This is a genomic window from Schaalia hyovaginalis (genome assembly GCF_014208035.1).
Classification (GTDB): Bacteria; Actinomycetota; Actinomycetes; order Actinomycetales; family Actinomycetaceae; genus Pauljensenia; species Pauljensenia hyovaginalis.
This window is the reverse complement of record NZ_JACHMK010000001.1, coordinates 2,447,935-2,465,176: the sequence shown is the minus strand read 5'-3', so window position 1 is coordinate 2,465,176 and position 17,242 is coordinate 2,447,935. Positions and strand designations below refer to the sequence as shown.

At 68.4% G+C, this 17,242-nt stretch carries 14 protein-coding genes and 1 pseudogene; 12 read left to right on the top strand and 3 right to left on the bottom strand.

The genetic code is table 11. The annotated features are described in order from the left end of the window. Positions 1 to 52 precede the first annotated feature (52 nt). The 4 genes from pstS (at position 53) to pstB (ending at position 4,032) form a co-directional block, all read left to right on the top strand. Complete coding sequence (gene pstS / locus HD592_RS10960) at positions 53 to 1,174, top strand: phosphate ABC transporter substrate-binding protein PstS (RefSeq protein ID WP_184454097.1); 1,122 nt, start codon at positions 53 to 55, stop codon at positions 1,172 to 1,174. A gap of 76 nt (positions 1,175 to 1,250) precedes the next feature. Further along, entirely contained in the window at positions 1,251 to 2,180 is a 930-nt protein-coding gene (gene pstC / locus HD592_RS10955) for a phosphate ABC transporter permease subunit PstC (protein WP_184454095.1), read from the top strand. Continuing rightward, positions 2,180 to 3,148: a phosphate ABC transporter permease PstA gene (pstA, locus tag HD592_RS10950; RefSeq protein ID WP_221437882.1), complete on the top strand. Its 969-nt coding sequence runs from the start codon at positions 2,180 to 2,182 to the stop codon at positions 3,146 to 3,148. The genes pstC and pstA overlap by 1 nt, the downstream gene beginning before the upstream one ends. A 104-nt stretch (positions 3,149 to 3,252) precedes the next feature. Beyond that, a complete protein-coding gene (gene pstB / locus HD592_RS10945; RefSeq protein WP_184454093.1) occupies positions 3,253 to 4,032 on the top strand; it encodes a phosphate ABC transporter ATP-binding protein PstB in 780 nt (259 codons plus the stop codon). Between the two features lie 82 nt (positions 4,033 to 4,114). Here the strand turns inward: pstB and HD592_RS10940 are convergent, their stop codons facing one another. Genes HD592_RS10940 through HD592_RS10930 form a run of 3 tightly spaced genes read right to left on the bottom strand, consistent with a single transcriptional unit; the run spans position 4,115 to position 6,325 of the window. Further along, the gene (locus HD592_RS10940) at positions 4,115 to 4,603 is read right to left on the bottom strand and encodes a septum formation family protein (protein WP_184454091.1); all 489 of its coding nucleotides are present in this window, start codon (positions 4,601 to 4,603) and stop codon (positions 4,115 to 4,117) included. A gap of 20 nt (positions 4,604 to 4,623) precedes the next feature. Beyond that, a complete protein-coding gene (locus HD592_RS10935) occupies positions 4,624 to 5,688 on the bottom strand; it encodes an inorganic phosphate transporter (RefSeq protein WP_184454089.1) in 1,065 nt (354 codons plus the stop codon). A gap of 4 nt (positions 5,689 to 5,692) precedes the next feature. Beyond that, a complete protein-coding gene (locus HD592_RS10930; protein ID WP_235361877.1) occupies positions 5,693 to 6,325 on the bottom strand; it encodes a DUF47 domain-containing protein in 633 nt (210 codons plus the stop codon). A gap of 237 nt (positions 6,326 to 6,562) precedes the next feature. On the opposite strand from HD592_RS10930, the gene HD592_RS10925 reads away from it, so the two are divergent. From HD592_RS10925 to HD592_RS10890, 8 genes and pseudogenes are all read left to right on the top strand, one after another. After that, entirely contained in the window at positions 6,563 to 8,398 is a 1,836-nt protein-coding gene (locus HD592_RS10925; RefSeq protein ID WP_184454087.1) for a phosphoenolpyruvate carboxykinase (GTP), read from the top strand. A gap of 547 nt (positions 8,399 to 8,945) precedes the next feature. After that, positions 8,946 to 9,245, top strand: a pseudogene (locus tag HD592_RS12725) (endo alpha-1,4 polygalactosaminidase); the annotation flags it as partial. A gap of 497 nt (positions 9,246 to 9,742) precedes the next feature. Then, positions 9,743 to 11,074, top strand: coding sequence for a phosphoribosylamine--glycine ligase (gene purD, locus HD592_RS10915; RefSeq protein ID WP_184454085.1), 1,332 nt, complete (start codon positions 9,743 to 9,745; stop codon positions 11,072 to 11,074). Positions 11,075 to 11,101: 27 nt separating this feature from the next. Further along, a complete protein-coding gene (locus HD592_RS10910; protein ID WP_184454083.1) occupies positions 11,102 to 12,013 on the top strand; it encodes a phosphoribosylaminoimidazolesuccinocarboxamide synthase in 912 nt (303 codons plus the stop codon). A gap of 52 nt (positions 12,014 to 12,065) precedes the next feature. Then, a complete protein-coding gene (locus HD592_RS10905; protein WP_184454081.1) occupies positions 12,066 to 12,332 on the top strand; it encodes a phosphoribosylformylglycinamidine synthase subunit PurS in 267 nt (88 codons plus the stop codon). Then, positions 12,329 to 13,039 (top strand): phosphoribosylformylglycinamidine synthase subunit PurQ, encoded by a 711-nt coding sequence (purQ, locus tag HD592_RS10900; RefSeq protein ID WP_184454079.1) that lies wholly within the window; start codon positions 12,329 to 12,331, stop codon positions 13,037 to 13,039. Before HD592_RS10905 ends, purQ begins: the two co-directional genes overlap by 4 nt. A gap of 122 nt (positions 13,040 to 13,161) precedes the next feature. Continuing rightward, on the top strand, positions 13,162 to 15,525 hold the full coding sequence (gene purL / locus HD592_RS10895; protein WP_184454077.1) for a phosphoribosylformylglycinamidine synthase subunit PurL: 2,364 nt from the start codon (positions 13,162 to 13,164) through the stop codon (positions 15,523 to 15,525). A gap of 664 nt (positions 15,526 to 16,189) precedes the next feature. Continuing rightward, positions 16,190 to 16,969 (top strand): CDP-alcohol phosphatidyltransferase family protein, encoded by a 780-nt coding sequence (locus HD592_RS10890; protein WP_184454671.1) that lies wholly within the window; start codon positions 16,190 to 16,192, stop codon positions 16,967 to 16,969. Positions 16,970 to 17,242 lie beyond the last annotated feature (273 nt).

The following is a 17,242-nucleotide window of genomic DNA, read 5'->3' as shown; positions in this document are numbered from 1 at the left end:
TCCGGCACCGATGATGCGCCGCCCGAAGGGCGGCAGAACGGAATGAACGCTCATGTCGCTCCCCACCAGCTTCTCCCGCTTCGGCGCCTTCGCCGGCGCGGCCGTCCTCGTCGCCTCGCTCGCAGCATGCGGCTCCGCGAACTCCTCCGACACGCAGTCCGACGCAGGGGCGTCCGGGGCGTCCGCGGGGGAAAGCGCCTCCCTGAGCGGCAATCTCGCGGGTGCCGGCGCCTCCTCGCAGGAAGCGGCGATGGAGGCGTGGAAGGCGGGATTCGCCGCCGTGCAGCCCGATGTCGCGGTCTCCTACGACGCGGTCGGCTCCGGGGCGGGCATCACCCAGTTTGCGGATGCCCAGGTGCTCTGGGCGGGTTCGGATGCGCCGCTCGAGGGCGAGGAGATCGAGGCGGCGAAGGCCCGTTGCGGCTCGCCCGCCTGGGCCCTGCCCGTGTACATCTCCCCGGTCGCGGTCATCTTCAATCTCGAGGGCGTCGATGCGCTCAATCTCGATGCGGCCACGATCGCGAAGATCTTCACGGGTGAGATCGCGAAGTGGAACGACCCGGCGATCGCAGCCTCGAATCCGGGCGTCGAGCTCCCCGATCTCGCCATCACGCCCGTGCACCGCTCCGACAAGTCGGGCACGACGGAGAACTTCACCGATTACCTGCATGAAGCGGCCCCCGAGGCGTGGGCCTTCGATCCGGCGAAGGAATGGCCGATCGAGGGCGGGGAGTCCGGTGACAAGACCGCCGGCGTCGTCCAGGCCGTCACCGAGGGCGAGGGGACGATCGGCTACGCCGACGCCTCCCAGGCCGGCGGATTGGGCACCGTCGCTCTCGGAGCCGCCGACGCCACCTTCGTCTCCTTCTCGAATGAGACCGCCGCGGCGGCCGCCGACACGGCGTCCCCCGTCGAGGGGCGCGAGGCGAACGACATCGCCCTCAAGGTCAACCGGGTCCCCGAGACGAACAACGCCTACCCGCTCGTCCTCATCTCCTACTCGATCGTCTGCTCGGCCTACGCCGACGCGAACGAGGCGGCCCTCGTCAAGGCCTTCGTCGGCTACCAGGTCTCCGCAGAGGGCCAGCGGATGGCCGCTGACAACGCCGGTTCGGCGCCCCTGTCAGCCGGCATGACCGCCAAGGTCCGCGCCGCGCTCGACGCCATCAAGTGACCGGCCGGTCCCGCCGGGCATCGGGCCCGGCGGGACCGTGCAGCGCCCTCGCTTCCGCCCCCAAGGGAACTCGTTCATGAAAAGTACAGGCAAGGCCGGGAACCTGGTCTTCAGCTCCGTGTCGACGGCCGCCGCGATCATCATCCTCGCGACCCTCGCCGCGGTCGCAGCCTTCCTCGTCCTCGAGGCGTGGCCCGCGATCTCGGACACCGCCGCGGCCTTCAAGGTTCAGGGATCGCCCGAGCCCGTGTCGATCCTGAGCTTCACGCTTCCGCAGATCTTCGGCACCGTCCTCGCGGCCGCGATGGCGATGCTCATCGCCGTCCCCGTCTCCGTCGGAATCGCCCTGTTCATCAGCCATTACGCGCCCCGCGCGCTCGCCCAGGTCCTCGGCTACCTCGTCGATCTGCTCGCGGCGATCCCCTCGGTCGTCTACGGGCTCTGGGGCGCGATGTGGCTCATCCCGCTGCTCAAACCGGTGTGGACCTGGCTCAACGCCCGCATGGGCTGGTTCCCGCTCTTCGCCGGCGAGGCTTCGCCGACGGGGCGCGTCATCGCCTCGGCTTCGCTCATCCTCGCGGTCATGATCCTCCCGATCATCACCTCAGTCTCGCGCGAGGTCTTCCTCAAGACCCCGCCGCTCCACGAGGAGGCCGCGCTGGCGCTGGGCGCCACGCGCTGGGAGATGATCCGCATGGCCGTCCTGCCCTTCGGGCGCTCCGGAATCGTCTCCGCCTCGATGCTCGGCCTGGGCCGCGCCCTCGGCGAGACCATGGCGGTCGTCATGGTCCTGTCGGTCGGCTCCTCCTACTCCTTCCGCATCCTCGAGGCCGGCAGGCACTCGACGATCGCGGCCAACATCGCCCTGCAGTTCCCCGAGGCGACGGGCATCAACCGCTCGGCGCTCATCGCGACCGGCCTCGCCCTCTTCGCCATCACCCTCGTCGTGAATTCGATCGCCCGGTGGATCGTCGCGCGCAGGGCCGAGTTCTCAGGAGCCAACTGATGACCATGCGCGCCGTCCTCCCCGCACCCGCGACTCGCGGCCGGGAGCTCTTCGTCTCGGCCGATCCGGGCTGGGATCGGATCCGCGTGTGGAAGGACCGGGCCGCCCGGATCGGCGTGTCCTTCGCCTTCCTCCTCGCGATGATCCCCCTGGTGTCCCTCATCTGGACGGTGATCGACCGGGGCCGTCTCCGCCTCACCCCCGCGTTCCTCACGAGCGACATGGTCGGGGTCTTCGGCGGGCTCGTGAAGGGCGGGATCGCCCACGCGATCGTCGGAACCCTCCTCGTCACCCTCCTCGCGACCCTCATCTCCGCGCCGATCGGCGTGTTCACCGCGATCTACCTCGTCGAATACGGGCAGGGCAAACGACTCGCGAAGGCGACGACCTTCTTCGTCGACGTCATGACCGGCATCCCCTCGATCGTCGCGGGCCTTTTCGCCGCGGCGCTTTTCACGGCCTCCGTCGGGCCGGGGTACCGTGCGGGAATCGTGGGCGCGGTCGCCCTCTCGGTGCTCATGATCCCGACCGTCGTCCGCTCCTCCGAGGAGATGCTCCGCCTGGTCCCCAATGAGCTGCGTGAAGCCTCCTACGCCCTCGGCGTCCCGAAGTGGAAGACGATCGTCAAGGTCGTCCTGCGCACCTCGGCGGCGGGGCTCACGACCTCGATCATGCTCGCGATCGCCCGCGTCATCGGCGAGACCGCGCCCCTGCTCATCACGGTCGGTTTCATCGAGAAAATGAACGCGAATCCCCTCGACGGGCGGATGACGACCCTCCCGGTCTACGTCTACCGCCAGTACTCCCAGGGCGCGGCGACCTGCCGCGCGGGGGTTGAGAACTGCGTGTCGACGATCAACGGGGAGCGCGCCTGGGCCGCCGCCCTCGTCCTCATCCTCCTCGTGATGGTCCTCAACATCATCGCCCGTCTCATCGCGAAGGCCTTCGCGCCGCGGGGCGGTCGTTGAGTCCGGGAGCGCCCGAGTCGGCCCCGGAACCGGAACGGGAGCTCGAGGCGATCCCCGGAATGGAAGACGCCCCTCAGACCCCTCACCCACCTCAAGGACACCCCATGACGAAGCTCATCGACATCACGAACGAGAAGATCTACTACGGCGACTTCCTCGCCGTCGACGACGTCACCGTCCAGATCCCCGCGCGCGCCATCACCGCGCTCATCGGCCCCTCGGGCTGCGGGAAGTCGACCTTCCTCCGGACCCTCAACCGCATGCACGAGGCGATCCCGGGCGCCCGCGTCGAGGGCCGGGTCCTGATCGACGGGCAGGACATCTACGCGAAGAGCGTCGACCCCGTCCAGGTGCGCCGCCACGTCGGAATGGTGTTCCAGCGCCCCAACCCCTTCCCGACGATGTCGATCGCCGAGAACGTCCTCGCGGGCGTCACCCTCAATTCCCGAAAGCTCAAGAAGGCGGATGCGGAGGAGCTCGTCGAGGAGTCGCTGCGCGGGGCGAACCTGTGGAACGAGGTGAAGGACCGCCTCGACAAGCCGGGGTCGTCCCTGTCGGGCGGCCAGCAGCAGCGCCTGTGCATCGCCCGCGCGATCGCTGTCCGCCCGGCGGTGCTCCTCATGGATGAGCCCTGCTCGGCCCTCGACCCGATTTCGACTCTGGCGATCGAGGACCTCATGACCGAGCTCAAGGACGAGTACACGATCGTCATCGTCACCCACAACATGCAGCAGGCCGCGCGGGTCTCCCAGAAGACCGGCTTCTTCAATCTCGAGGCCGCGGGCAGGCCCGGAACGCTGATCGAGTTCGACGATACCGAGAAGATCTTCTCCCGTCCGGCCGTGAAGGCGACGGAGGATTACATCTCCGGGCGCTTCGGCTGAAGCGGTGTCCCGGGCGGGGTGAATGGAGGGGGCCGGATCCCTTTCGGGTCCGGCCCCCTCGGCGTTCATTCGGGCGGGCGCGCTACAGGCCGGAGCCCTTCACGGAGGATGTGAGCGTCTGCGCGTCCATCGCGTGGACGAGGCACACGATCGTGCGGTCCCCCTCGGCCCAGGAGCTCTGCGTCGGCGTCAACCAGGTGACGTCCAGGTTCGAGCTCAGGTAGGGCGTGCCGACGTATCCCTCGAAGGAGTCGACGCAGGCGGTTTCGGCCTGCGCGGACAGCGCCTGCTCCCCGGGGAATGCCGCGTCCGCGTCCTGCGGGTCCGTGGGGACGAGGGCGGAGACCTCCGCTTCGTGGGAGGAGGTGCATGCGGCGCTCGTGATGGTCGTCGCCTGCGAGGCCGTGGGCAGTTGCAGGCAGTCGCCGACCTTGAGGTCGAGGACGGATGCGCTCGCGCACGCGGCCAGGAGCGGCGTGGCGAGGACGAGGGCGAGGCCCCGTCCGGCGCGTCGACGGGGGAGCCGACGTGCGGGCCGTGCGGGCCGGTGTGCGGGCCGTGTCGTGAGCATTCGATCCATCCCCGGCCGGATCAGACCAGCTGGATGAGCCAGTGGACGAGGTAGAACATCACCGCTGCGACGCCCGCGGCTGCCGGCAGGGTGAGGAACCAGCCGCCGACGATGTTGCCCGCGACGCCCCAGCGGACGGCGGAGAAGCGCTTGGTCGCGCCCACGCCGAGGATCGCCGAGGTGATCGTGTGCGTCGTCGAGATCGGCGCGTGCAGGACGAAGGCGGACAGGTACAGGACGACTGCGGACACGGATTCGGCGACGAAGCCGCGCGCCGGATCGAGGTCGATGATCTTCCTACCGAGGGTCCGCATGATCCTCCAGCCGCCCGAATAGGTGCCGAGCGAGATCGCCGTGGCGGCCGCGAGTTTGACCCACAGCGGAACGGTCATGTCGCCGGTCACCGGGTCGAAGATGTTGTGGTGCTCGCCGTAACCGCCCGCGACCAGCGCCATGACGATGACGCCCATCGTCTTCTGCGCGTCCTGGAGGCCGTGGCCCAGTGCCATCGCCGCGGCGGAGATCGTCTGGAGGATCCTGAATCGGCGCATCGTGCGGTGGTACGGGAGGTTCCTCAGGGCGACCATGAGGATGCGCATGAGGACGTAGCCGATGAGGAAGCCGATGACCGGTGAGGCGAACATCGGGATGATGACGTGATCGAGGATCCCCTTCCATTGCACCGCCGTGGAGGAAGCGAGGCCGGCGCCGACGAGACCGCCGATGAGGGCGTGGGATGAGGAGGAGGGCAGGCCGAACCACCAGGTGATGAGGTTCCACACGACGGCGCCGATGAGGGCGGAGAGGACGATGACCAGGCCCTCCCGCTGCATCGTGAGGTCGGTCGAGGCGGTGTAGTGGGAGATGTCGATGATCCCCTTGCCGATCGTCTTGGCCACCTCGGTGCCCAGGAGGGCGCCGATGATGTTCATGACCGCGGCCATGAGGAGCGCCACCCTCGGGGTGAGCGCGCGGGTCGACACGGAGGTCGCGATCGCGTTCGCGGCGTCGTGGAAGCCGTTCGTGTAGTCGAAGCCGAGGGCGATGACAATGACGAGGGTGACGAGGATCAGGTTGAGATCCACGGTCTCAGGACTCCTTCACCGCGATCGTCTCGATCGCGTTCGCGAGGTCCTCGAATGCGTCCGACGCCTTCTCGAGGACCTCGATGAGGTCCTTGAGCTTGATGACCATGATCGGGTCGAGTCCCGAATCGAAGACGGCGGTCAGTGCGCGGCGGTAGGTGAGGTCGCCTTCGTTCTCGAGGCGGTTGATCTCGACCCAGTAGTCGCGCAGGTCGAGCGGCGACTTGAGGCCGGGGATCGACTGGGCGGTCTGGTCCGCGCAGCGGGCGAGGATGTCGATCTGCTCGGCGAGGAGGGAGGAGACCTGCTCGGGCAGCTCGTCGATTCCGTACATGACGAACAGGTCGCAGGCCTCGTCGATGAGATCGAGGCAGTCGTCGAGATTCGAGCCGAGGAGTCCGAGGTCCTCGCGATCGAAGGGGGTGATGAAGGTCTGGTTCACCAGGCGCGCGATCCGGTGGTTGATCTCGTCGCCGGAGTGCTCGACCTCGTGGAGCTGGTCGCGGATCGCGATCCGTTCCTGCGCGGAGGCGCCGAGGACTGATGCGAGGAGCGCGGTTGCGGACACGAGGTTCGCAGCCTGCTGGGAGAAGAGGTCGAAGAAGGACGGGCCGTCAGCGGCCTTGCGGAATCCCACGATATTCCTCCTGAAGAGTGAAGAACGCATGTCTGCGCGGTTACAGACTAGGGCAACTCGCGGCCCGCGCGTGCTGGGCCGGGGGCCGCAACGCCGCGGGCAGGCCATCTGTGAACCGTTGCACATTCGTCAACGGGACCATTCGCCCGCGCGATCTGTCTCACGATCGGGGATGATGGAACACGTAGATCAGGGGCGTGACCGCGCTCCGGAATACCGAGTGCCTCAGGAGGCAAAATGTCCGTGACTGAACAGGATGTGCGCGCAGCCGCTCCGTCCAACGCTCCCGAAGACGTCCTCAAGTGGGTCGCCGAGATCGCAGCGCTGACGACGCCTGACGCCATCGAGTTCTCCGATGGTTCGCAGGAAGAGTGGGATCGCCTCACCTCCCTCATGGTTGAGACCGGTATGTTCACCAAGCTCGACGAGGAGAAGCGCCCGAACTCCTTCCTCGCCCGCTCCCTCCCCTCGGATGTCGCGCGCGTCGAGTCCCGTACCTTCATCTGCTCGGAGAAGGAAGAGGATGCCGGCCCGACGAACCACTGGGCCGATCCGGCCGAGATGAAGGCCATCCTCAAGGAGAAGTTCACCGGCACGATGGCCGGTCGCACGATGTACGTCATCCCCTTCTCCATGGGCCCGCTCGGCGGTCCGATCTCGCAGCTTGGCATTGAGATCACCGATTCCCCCTACGTCGTGTGCAACATGCGCATCATGACCCGCATGGGCAAGGCCGCGATGGACCTCATCGCCGAGGGCAAGCCGTGGGTTCCCGCCGTTCACTCCGTCGGCGCTCCGCTCGCCGAGGGGCAGGCCGACACCACCTGGCCCTGCAACGAGGAGAAGTACATCACCCACTTCCCGGAGACCAATGAGATCTGGTCCTTCGGTTCGGGTTACGGCGGCAACGCCCTCCTCGGCAAGAAGTGCTTCGCCCTGCGCATCGCCTCGACGATGGCCCGCCGTGACGGCTGGATGGCCGAGCACATGCTCATCCTGCGCCTCACCCGCGAGGAGACCGGCCAGCAGTTCCACGTGACCGCTGCCTTCCCCTCGGCCTGCGGCAAGACGAACCTCGCTATGCTCCAGCCCACGATCCCCGGCTACAAGGTCGAGACCGTCGGCGACGACATCGCGTGGATGCGTCCGGGCCCGGACGGCCGCCTGTACGCGATCAACCCGGAGGCCGGCTTCTTCGGCGTCGCCCCGGGCACCTCGTACGACACGAACCCGATGGCCATGGACACCATGCGCGCCAACTCCATCTTCACCAATGTCGCGCTCACCGATGACGGCGACGTCTGGTGGGAGGGCATCGACGGTGAGACCCCGGCTCACCTCATCGACTGGCACGGCAATGACTGGACCCCCGAGTCCGGCGAGAAGGCTGCCCACCCGAACAGCCGCTTCACCGTTCCGGCTTCGCAGTGCCCGATCATCTGCGAGGACTGGGAGGCTCCGCAGGGCGTCGCGGTCGACGCGATCCTCTTCGGCGGTCGCCGCGCCACGAACGTGCCGCTCGTCGCCGAGCAGTACGAGGCCGCTCACGGCGTGTTCATCGGCGCTTCGGTCGCCTCCGAGGTCACCGCTGCGGCGACCGACGTCAAGGCCGGTTCGCTGCGTCACGACCCCTTCGCCATGCTGCCCTTCTGCGGTTACCACATGGCCGACTACTGGGGCCACTGGCTCGACATGCAGGCCGAGCTGGGCGACAAGTTCCCGAAGGTCTACCAGGTCAACTGGTTCCGCAAGGATGAGAACGGCAAGTTCATGTGGCCGGGCTACGGCGACAACTCGCGCGTCCTCGATTGGATCGTCCGCCGTGCGGCGGGCGAGGTCGAGGCCGTTGACGGCGTGACCGGTCGTTACCCGAAGTTCGAGGACTTCAACCTCGAGGGCCTCGACATCGACGAGACCGTGTGGGCCAAGCTCTTCGAGATCGACCTGGATGCCTGGTCGGCCGAGATGGACGGCACTGAGGAGTACTTCGCCCAGTTCGGCGACAAGCTCCCGACCGCCATCACCGAGCAGCTCGGCAAGTTCCGCGATCGCATCGCGGCTGCGCGCGCCTGAGTCTTCTTCGCTGAAGCCTGACTCCCGGAGGCCGGCCCCGTACGGGGCCGGCCTCCGGCCGTTCGTCGCCGTTCTCCGATGCACTAACGTGACCGTATGAACACGAGAAGCGGCTCGAGCGGCCGATGGTTTCGCCGTGCGCCCGCCCAAACCTGGGAGTTCAGGCGCCGCGCTTTCACATCGCCCCTTCTCGCCCTCCTCCTCTGCTTCACTCTCCTCGCCGGATGCGTCGCTGACGATCGCGCCTCCGGCTCGGACGGACAGACGGCCGATCGCTCCGAATCGGAGGGCCGCGCTACGCCCGAATCCGCGGGGTCCTCGGCGGCCGCCGCATCTGCGAAGAACGCCTTCTCCGCCGGTCACCGTGTCGGCGTCGTTCTTGGCATCGACCCTCACGACCCTTCCTTCGATCCACGGGATTACGCTGACGACGACGTCCTCATCCTGGATCTTCAATCCTTCCGCGCGGACCAGGTCGCAGCGCTGCGCGCCGTCGGAGTCGGCACGATCTACGGCTATGTCTCTCTAGGACTCCCTCGAGTCCTACCGGCCTTATGCGCAGCGCTTCCAGAACCTCACCTTCGCCCCCTATGAGAACTGGCCCGATGAGCGGTGGATCGACGTCACCGACGCCTCCTGGCAGCGATTCATCACCACGGAGCTGGCCCCCAGACTCATCGCCCTCGGTGCCGATGGCTTCTTCGTCGATAACGCGGACGTCTATGCGCAGCGATCAGACGATGCCGTCTATCGGGCGCTCCTCGCGATGATCCGCGCCATGCGCGCAAGCGGCAGGCCCGTCATGATCAATGGTGGTGCCGCTTTCGTCGAGCGCATGCAGTCCTAAGGTCTGGGCGGTGAGATCGACGCCCTCGCTCAGGAGGAACTTCTCACCCGGATCGTCGACTACGAAGCCGAACGTTTCGAGAGGCAGGACCCTTCGCAGACTCGCATCGCCGAGACGCGCCTTGAGCGGGCCCGCCGCGAAGGCGCCGCCGTGCTGCTCATCGAATACTCGGAGGACACGGACGTCACCGCCGAGGTCGTCCGGTACGCGCGCCGCAAGGGTTTCGCCTCCTGCGTCTCCTCGAGCGTGGATCTGCGTGGAGACTGACGAGCGGGCCTTCGTCGATTCCTCGTCGAGTGCAGCAGCAGCCCCCGTTCCTCGGAGGCCCTAGGGGATCTGAGACCGCAGTCCTGGAAACACGAGGCACCGGTGCGGAAGAAGACGCGCATCGTCCACCGGACGGGCCGGTCCGCTCGGACGGATTCCCGACCCGGCCCGCCTCCACCGGATTCGGACGCGCTTTCGTCCGCCGCGCATTTATCGCTAGGCTGAGGGCCGTGAAGGTTCTCCTCGTTGGGAATGGCGGGCGCGAGCACGCGCTCGCCCGGGCACTCATCCGCACCGCCGACCCGGCCGATCCGGTCGAACTCATCGTTCAGGCGGGCAACCCCGGAATCGAAGACCTCGGCGATTCCTACGTCACGGACCCCCTCGACCCCGCCGCGGTCGTCACCAGGGCCCGATCCCACGAGGTCGACCTCGTCGTCGTCGGCCCTGAGGCGCCCCTCGTCGCAGGCGTCGCCGACGCCGTGATCGCCGCGGGCATCCCCTGCTTCGGCCCGACGAAGGCCGCGGCGCGCCTCGAAGCCTCCAAATCCTTCGCCAAGGAGGTCATGGAGGCCGCGGGCGTCGCAACGGCCCGCGCCTTCACCTGCCGCACCATGGACCAGGTCGACGCCGCCCTCGACGAGCTCGGCGCCCCCCACGTCGTCAAGGACGATGCGCTCGCCGCGGGCAAGGGCGTCGTCGTCACCGAGGACCGCGAGGCCGCGCGCGCCCACGCCGAGGCCTGCCTCGCCCGCGAAGACGGCGCGGTCGTCATCGAGGACTACCTCGACGGCCCCGAAGTCTCCCTCTTCTGCGTATCCGACGGCGTCACCGTCATCCCCCTCGTGCCCGCGCAGGACTTCAAGCGCGCCCACGACGGCAACGAAGGGCCGAACACGGGCGGAATGGGCGCCTACTCGCCGCTGCCCTGGCTCCCCGACGGCGTCGCCGACGAGGTCGTCGCCACGGTCGCGAAACCGACCGTCGATGAGATGGCCCGCCGCGGCACCCCCTTCGTCGGCCTCCTGTACTGCGGGCTCGCCATGACCTCGAAGGGCATCCGAGTCGTCGAGTTCAACGTCCGCTTCGGAGACCCCGAGACCCAGGCCGTCCTCGAACGCCTCGACTCCCCGCTCGCCGAGCTGCTCTTCGCAGCGGCGACGGGCGCCCTCGACCGCACTCCCGCCCCCCGATGGTCGAAGGAAGCGGCGGTCACCGTCGTCATGGCCTCGGGCGGGTACCCCGGCCCGACCGACACCGGGCACGAGATCACCGGCATCGAGGAGGCGGAGGCCCTCGACGGCGTCCACGTCATCCACGCCGGCACCGGCATGCGCATCACCGATGACCCGGCCGACGCGGCGGCGGGCTGCTGCGGATTCGAGCCGACCGAGGTCCTCGTCAACACGGGCGGCCGCGTCCTCGACGTCGTGGGGCGCGGACCTGACATCGAGGCGGCCCGCGCCAGGGCCTACGAGGGCGTGGCCCTCATCTCCTTCGCGGGGGAGCATCACCGCTCCGACATCGCGACCTGGCCCGCCGGACTCGACGCGAAGAACTGAACTGAAGAGAGCGACTGGAGGATCACGATGGCCGACGACGAATTGCGCGGATGGGTGAGAGTGTCCTCCGGGAAGGTGCGCGACATCTACGCGCCCGCCGACCAGGACTCGCCGGACCGGCTGCTCCTGGTCACCTCCGACCGGATCAGCGCCTTCGACTACATCCTCGAGACACCGATCCCCGGCAAGGGCAAGATCCTCAACCAGCTCGCCGTCTGGTGGATGGGGAGGCTCGAGGACGTCGTCGAGAACCACCTCCTCGCCACCGCGCACGATCCCCTCGACCCCCATTCCGTGCCGGAGGAGCTCGAAGGCCGCGCCGTCGTCGCGAAAGCGCTGCGCATGATCCCCATCGAATGCGTCGTCCGCGGCTACCTCACGGGCTCCGGGCTCGTCGAATACGAAGAATCCGGCACGGTCTGCGGGATCGGCCTGCCCGAAGGCCTCGTCGAAGCCTCGCGCCTCGACACGCCGATCTTCACTCCGGCCGCCAAGGCCGAACTCGGCGAGCACGACGAGAACATCACCTTCGAACGCGCGGCCGACATGGTCGGCGCCGAACTCGCCGCGCGCCTGCGCGACACCTCGATCGCCCTCTACGAGCGGGCCCGGGACATCGCCGCAGCCCGGGGCGTCATCATCGCCGACACGAAATTCGAATTCGGCCTCGATCCGGCCACCGGCGCCCTCGTCCTCGGCGATGAGATCCTCACCCCGGACTCCTCACGCTTCTGGCCCGCCGATGAATGGATCGAGGGCCGACCCGCCCCCAGCTTCGACAAGCAGTACCTTCGCGACTGGCTCACCTCGGCCGAATCCGGATGGGATCGTGCTTCGGGCGCCCAACCGCCCGCCCTGCCGGACGAGGTCGCCGCCGCTACCGGTGCCCGCTACGTCGAAGCCTTCACTCGCCTCACCGGCGAGGAACCCAAACTGTGAAGCACCACCACAGGCGGGACCCGAAAGGCCCGCTCGACGAAGGAGGAACGCCGTGGGGCGAATCATCGTGGAAGTGATGCCGAAGCCGGAGATCCTGGACCCCCAGGGCAAGGCCGTCGGTTCGGCGCTGCCCAGGCTCGGGATCACGAGCTTCACCGCGGTCCGGCAGGGCAAATGCTTCCACCTCAGCGTGGACGGGCCCGTCACCGAAGAACTCCTCGCCGACGCCCGTCGGGCCGCCGAAGAGGTCCTCTCGAACCCGATCATCGAAGACGTCGTCCGCGTCGAAGCCCTCCCCGAAGAAGGAGCCGCGAAGTGACGCGCGTCGGAGTCGTCACCTTCCCCGGCACCCTCGACGACAGGGACGCCGCCCGCGCGGTGCGCCTCGCAGGCGCCGAACCCGTCGCCCTGTGGCACAAGGACGCCGACCTGCACGGCGTCGACGCGGTCGTCATCCCCGGAGGCTTCTCCTACGGCGACTACCTGCGCTGCGGGGCGATCGCCGCGACCGCCCCCGTCATGGGCGAGATCATCACCGCAGCCGGGAAAGGCATGCCCGTCCTCGGCATCTGCAACGGCTTCCAAATCCTCTGCGAAGCGCACCTCCTGCCCGGCGCGCTCATCCGCAACGACCACCAGAAGTTCTTCTGCCGCGACCAGATCCTCCGCGTCGAGAACACCGCGACCGCCTGGACGCGCTCCTTCGAGCCCGGCGAACTCCTTACGGTGCCCCTCAAGAACGGCGAAGGGAACTTCCAAGCCTCCCCCGCCGAACTCGAACGCCTCGAGGGCGAGGGCCGCGTCATCTTCCGCTACATCGACGTCAACCCCAACGGTTCGGCGAACGACATCGCCGGCGTCGCGAACGACGCGGGCAACGTCGTCGGCCTCATGCCCCACCCCGAGCACGCGACCGAAGCCGGCTTCGGCCCCCTCGGGAAAGGCGCCGAGGGCGAATGCGCCGCTCACGGGGGAACGGAAGGCCTGAAGATCTTCCAGTCCGTCCTGGCGAGCCTCGTCGGCTGAGCGCCGCCCCGCCCTCGTCCGCTGAACGACGTGAACACCCGCGATCCGGCCGCGAGGGCCCTACCCGAAGACGTGTTGTACGGACCGGCGTCCCCGGTCCGAAGCGAAGGAATGGAACGCCAATGACCGCCGAGGCCCCCACCTCCCCCCGCGAACTCCCCGACACCGTCGAGGACGCCGCAGCGACCCCCGACAAGGAGATGCCCTGGCGCGAGCTCGGGCTCAAGGCCGACGAGTACGACAGGATCGTCGAGATCCTCGGCCGCCGCCCCACGAACGCCGAGCTCGCTATGTACTCGGTGATGTGGTCCGAGCACTGCTCGTACAAGTCCTCGAAGAAGCACCTCGCCGAGCAGTTCGGCGCCCGCACGACCGAGAAGATGAAGGAGCGCCTCCTCGTCGGCATGGGCCAGAACGCCGGCGTCGTCGACATCGGGAAGGGCTGGGCCGTCACCTTCAAGGTCGAATCCCACAACCACCCGAGCTTCGTCGAGCCCTACCAGGGCGCCGCGACCGGTGTCGGCGGCATCGTCCGCGACATCATCTCGATGGGCGCCCGCCCCGTCGCCGTCATGGACCAGCTCCGCTTCGGCGCGGTCGACCACCCCGACACGGCGCGCGTCGTCCACGGCGTCGTCTCCGGCGTCGGCGGCTACGGCAACTGCCTCGGCCTGCCCAACATCGGCGGGGAGACCGAATTCGACCCCTCCTACCAGGGCAACCCGCTGGTCAACGCCCTGTGCCTGGGCACGCTGCGCCACGACGACATCCACCTGGCCAACGCCGAGGGCGAGGGCAACCTCGTCGTCCTCTTCGGCGCGCGAACGGGCGGCGACGGCATCGGCGGCGCCTCGATCCTCGCCTCGGAGACCTTCGAGGACGGCATGCCCGCCAAGCGCCCCTCCGTCCAGGTCGGCGACCCCTTCATGGAGAAGGTCCTCATCGAATGCTGCCTCGACCTCTTCGCCGCGAAGGTCGTCCAGGGCATCCAGGACCTCGGCGCCGCGGGCATCTCCTGCGCGACCAGCGAGCTCGCCTCCAACGGCGACTCGGGCATGCACGTCGACCTCGAGAAGGTCCTCCTGCGCGACCCGACCCTCACCGCCGGCGAGATCCTCATGTCGGAGTCGCAGGAGCGCATGATGGCGATCGTCACCCCCGCCGACCGGGAGCGCTTCTTCGAGATCATCGACAAGTGGGACGTCGAGGCCGCGATCATCGGCGAACTCACCGGCGACGGGCGCCTCACCATCGACCACTTCGGCCACCGGATCGTCGACGTCGACCCGAAGACCGTCGCCCACGAGGGCCCCGTCTACGACCGCCCCTACGCGCGCCCCGCCTGGCAGGACGAGCTCCAGGCGGACTCCTCGGATCGCCTCGAGCGCCCGGCGAGCGGTGCGGACCTCGTGTCCGACATCCGCACGGTCCTCGCCGACGTCAACCAGGCGTCGAAGGCGTGGGTCACCGACCAGTACGACCGCTACGTCCAGGGCAACACGGCCCTCGCCCAGCCCGACGACGCCGGCGTCGTCCGCGTCGACGAGGAGTCCGGTCTCGGCGTCGCCCTCGCGACGGACGCGAACGGCTGGTACACGAAGCTCGACCCGGCCGTCGGCGCCAAGCAGGCGCTCGCCGAGGCCTACCGCAACGTCGCCGTCGTCGGCGCCGAGCCGGTCGCGATCACCGACTGCCTGAACTTCGGCAACCCCGAGGACACGGACGCGATGTGGCAGCTCGTCACCGCGATGACGGCCCTGGCCGACGGCTGCATCGAGCTCGGCGTGCCGGTGACCGGCGGCAACGTGTCCCTCTACAACTCCTCGGGCACCGAGAAGAACCTCCCGAGCTCGTCGATCAACCCGACGCCCGTCGTCGGCATGCTCGGCATCATGGAGGACGTCCGTCGTGCGAACCCCTCGGGCTTCACCGAGGAGGGCCTCGCGGTCCTCCTCCTCGGCGAGACGCGCTCCGAGCTCGACGGCTCCGCCTGGGCGCGCATCCGCCACGGCCACCTCGGCGGCCTGCCGCCGCAGGTGGACCTGTCCGCGGAAGTGGCGCTCGGCAACGTCATCCGTGCCCTGTCGGCAGCCGACGGCCCGGACGGGCGCCCGCTCGTGCGCGCTGCCCACGACCTGTCCAACGGCGGCCTCGCGCAGGCCCTCGCCGACATGGCGCTGCGCTTCGGCATCGGCGGAACCTTCGACCTCACCGAAGCGCAGGGCTTCAACGGCCTGTCCGACTTCGAGATGCTCTTCTCCGAGTCCCAGGCGCGCGCGATCATCGCGGTTCCCGAAGGCGCGCTCGCGGCCGTCCATGCCGCCGCCGAGGCCGAGGGCGTGCCGGTCGCGCGTCTGGGCACGACGGGCGGGGACATGCTCGCGGTTCTCGGATCGGACCTGCTCGCCGACGGGGTCGGCGGCTGGATCGAGGACGTCGAAGCGCTGCGGGAGAGGTCGGAGGCGGCGCTGCGCGAGAGGTTCTGAAGCCGGGTGGTGCCCGCATGGACGACCATGCGGGCACCACCTGTGTGCGGGGTCTGTTCCGTGTGCGGGGTTTCTCCCGTGTTCGAGCGCTCTCCCGGATGGCGGGGCCGCGTGGTGCTCGTCGGCGAACACAACCCCGCATCCAAGGAATAGGGTGCGGGGTTGGCCCCTTGATTGTGGGGTTGGCGGGGTGTTTCTGGGGGTTAAGTCCGCATCCAAGGAATAGGGTGCGGGGTTGGCCCCTTGGCTGTGGGGTTGGCGGGGTGTTTCTGGGGGTTAAGTCCGCATCCAAGGAATAGGGTGCGGGGTTGGCCCCTTGGCTGTGGGGTTGGCGCTTGCTGTTCGGGGCATCCCCCCTTCCCGCCGAGACGATCCAGGGCCCTGCGCCGCGCCCTCTCGACGAGGGACAGATCTCAGGGCCCTTCGTGTTCACGCTTTCGCGAAAGATCCGCTGTTCCATGAGAAAGGGCCCCGCCCTCGGCGATGCCGCAGCCGGCCGGAGCGGCCTGGGTAAGGGACGTGCGTGCGAGCCCCTCAGGGACCACCCTGATTCCTGCTGGAAATGCTCGCAAATACTGTGGCTTTACAACTTCAAGGCCGATACTGAAAAGCGACCGATCCCTCGAAACAGGACGACACAGTGAATCCCCCCACCCTCCCCGAAATGCACACCCCCGGCAGCCCCGCGCAATCCGAGATCCGCTCCGAGGACGCGGCGCCGGCGCCTCGCCTTTCGCGAGTGATCGCCGCCTGGGCGGTCCACGCATTCACGATGTCCGGTCTCGTCTGGGCGAGTCTCGCGGCCGTCGCCCTCATCGAAGGGCGCGTCCAGATGATGTGGCTCTGGCTCGGAGTCGCCCTCATCGTCGACGGCCTCGACGGGACGCTCGCGCGCAAGACCTGCGTCAAACAGGTCATCCCCTGGTTCGACGGATCCGTCCTCGACAATGTCGTGGACTACCTCACCTGGACCTTCCTGCCCGCGCTCTTCATGTACCTCTACCTGCCCTTTGGCTCCAAGGCCATCGGCCTGATCGCGATGATCGTGGCGACCGTGTCCTCGGTGTTCTGCTACGCGAATGAGGGCGAGAAATCCGCCGACTCCTATTTCGTCGGCTTCCCTGCGGCGTGGAACGTCGTTGCGGTGACGATGTACGTGATGCAGACTCCGGCCGCCGTCAACATCGTGATCACGATCGGTCTCGCGGTCCTGACTCTGGCGCCCCTGTACTTCACCCATCCGATGCGCGTGAAGAAGCTTCGAGTGTGGAACATCATCGCATCCGTCGTGTGGATCGCGTCGGTGGCGGTGCTCGTCGCCGTGCCGGCCCGTCCGCTCTGGGCGATCGCGGCTTTCTGGGTTTCCGCCGCCTGGTTCCTCTTGACGGGGATCGCCCGTACTTGGCGGGCGAAGACGGACGAGGAGGCGTTGACCGCCGCCTGAGTCCCGCGTGCGCGGTGCGCCCTCGGCATCATCGCCGAGGGCGTAGCCGTGCGCGTGCCGGAGGGAGGGCTTCGCGCAGGCCGGGATCGGGCGTCCAGTGGGATCGGGTGTCGTCGGGAGCTGTCCAGGGGGAGCGGGCGTAGTGGGAGCGGGAACCCTGCTGAGAGCGGGCGTCCGCCCGAATCGGTGTCTCTCGCCGGGGATTCTCAGGACGGGGACGCGCGTGCGTCAGGACGCCGTGCGCTGCGAGAACATCGCCCGGGGGACCGGGAT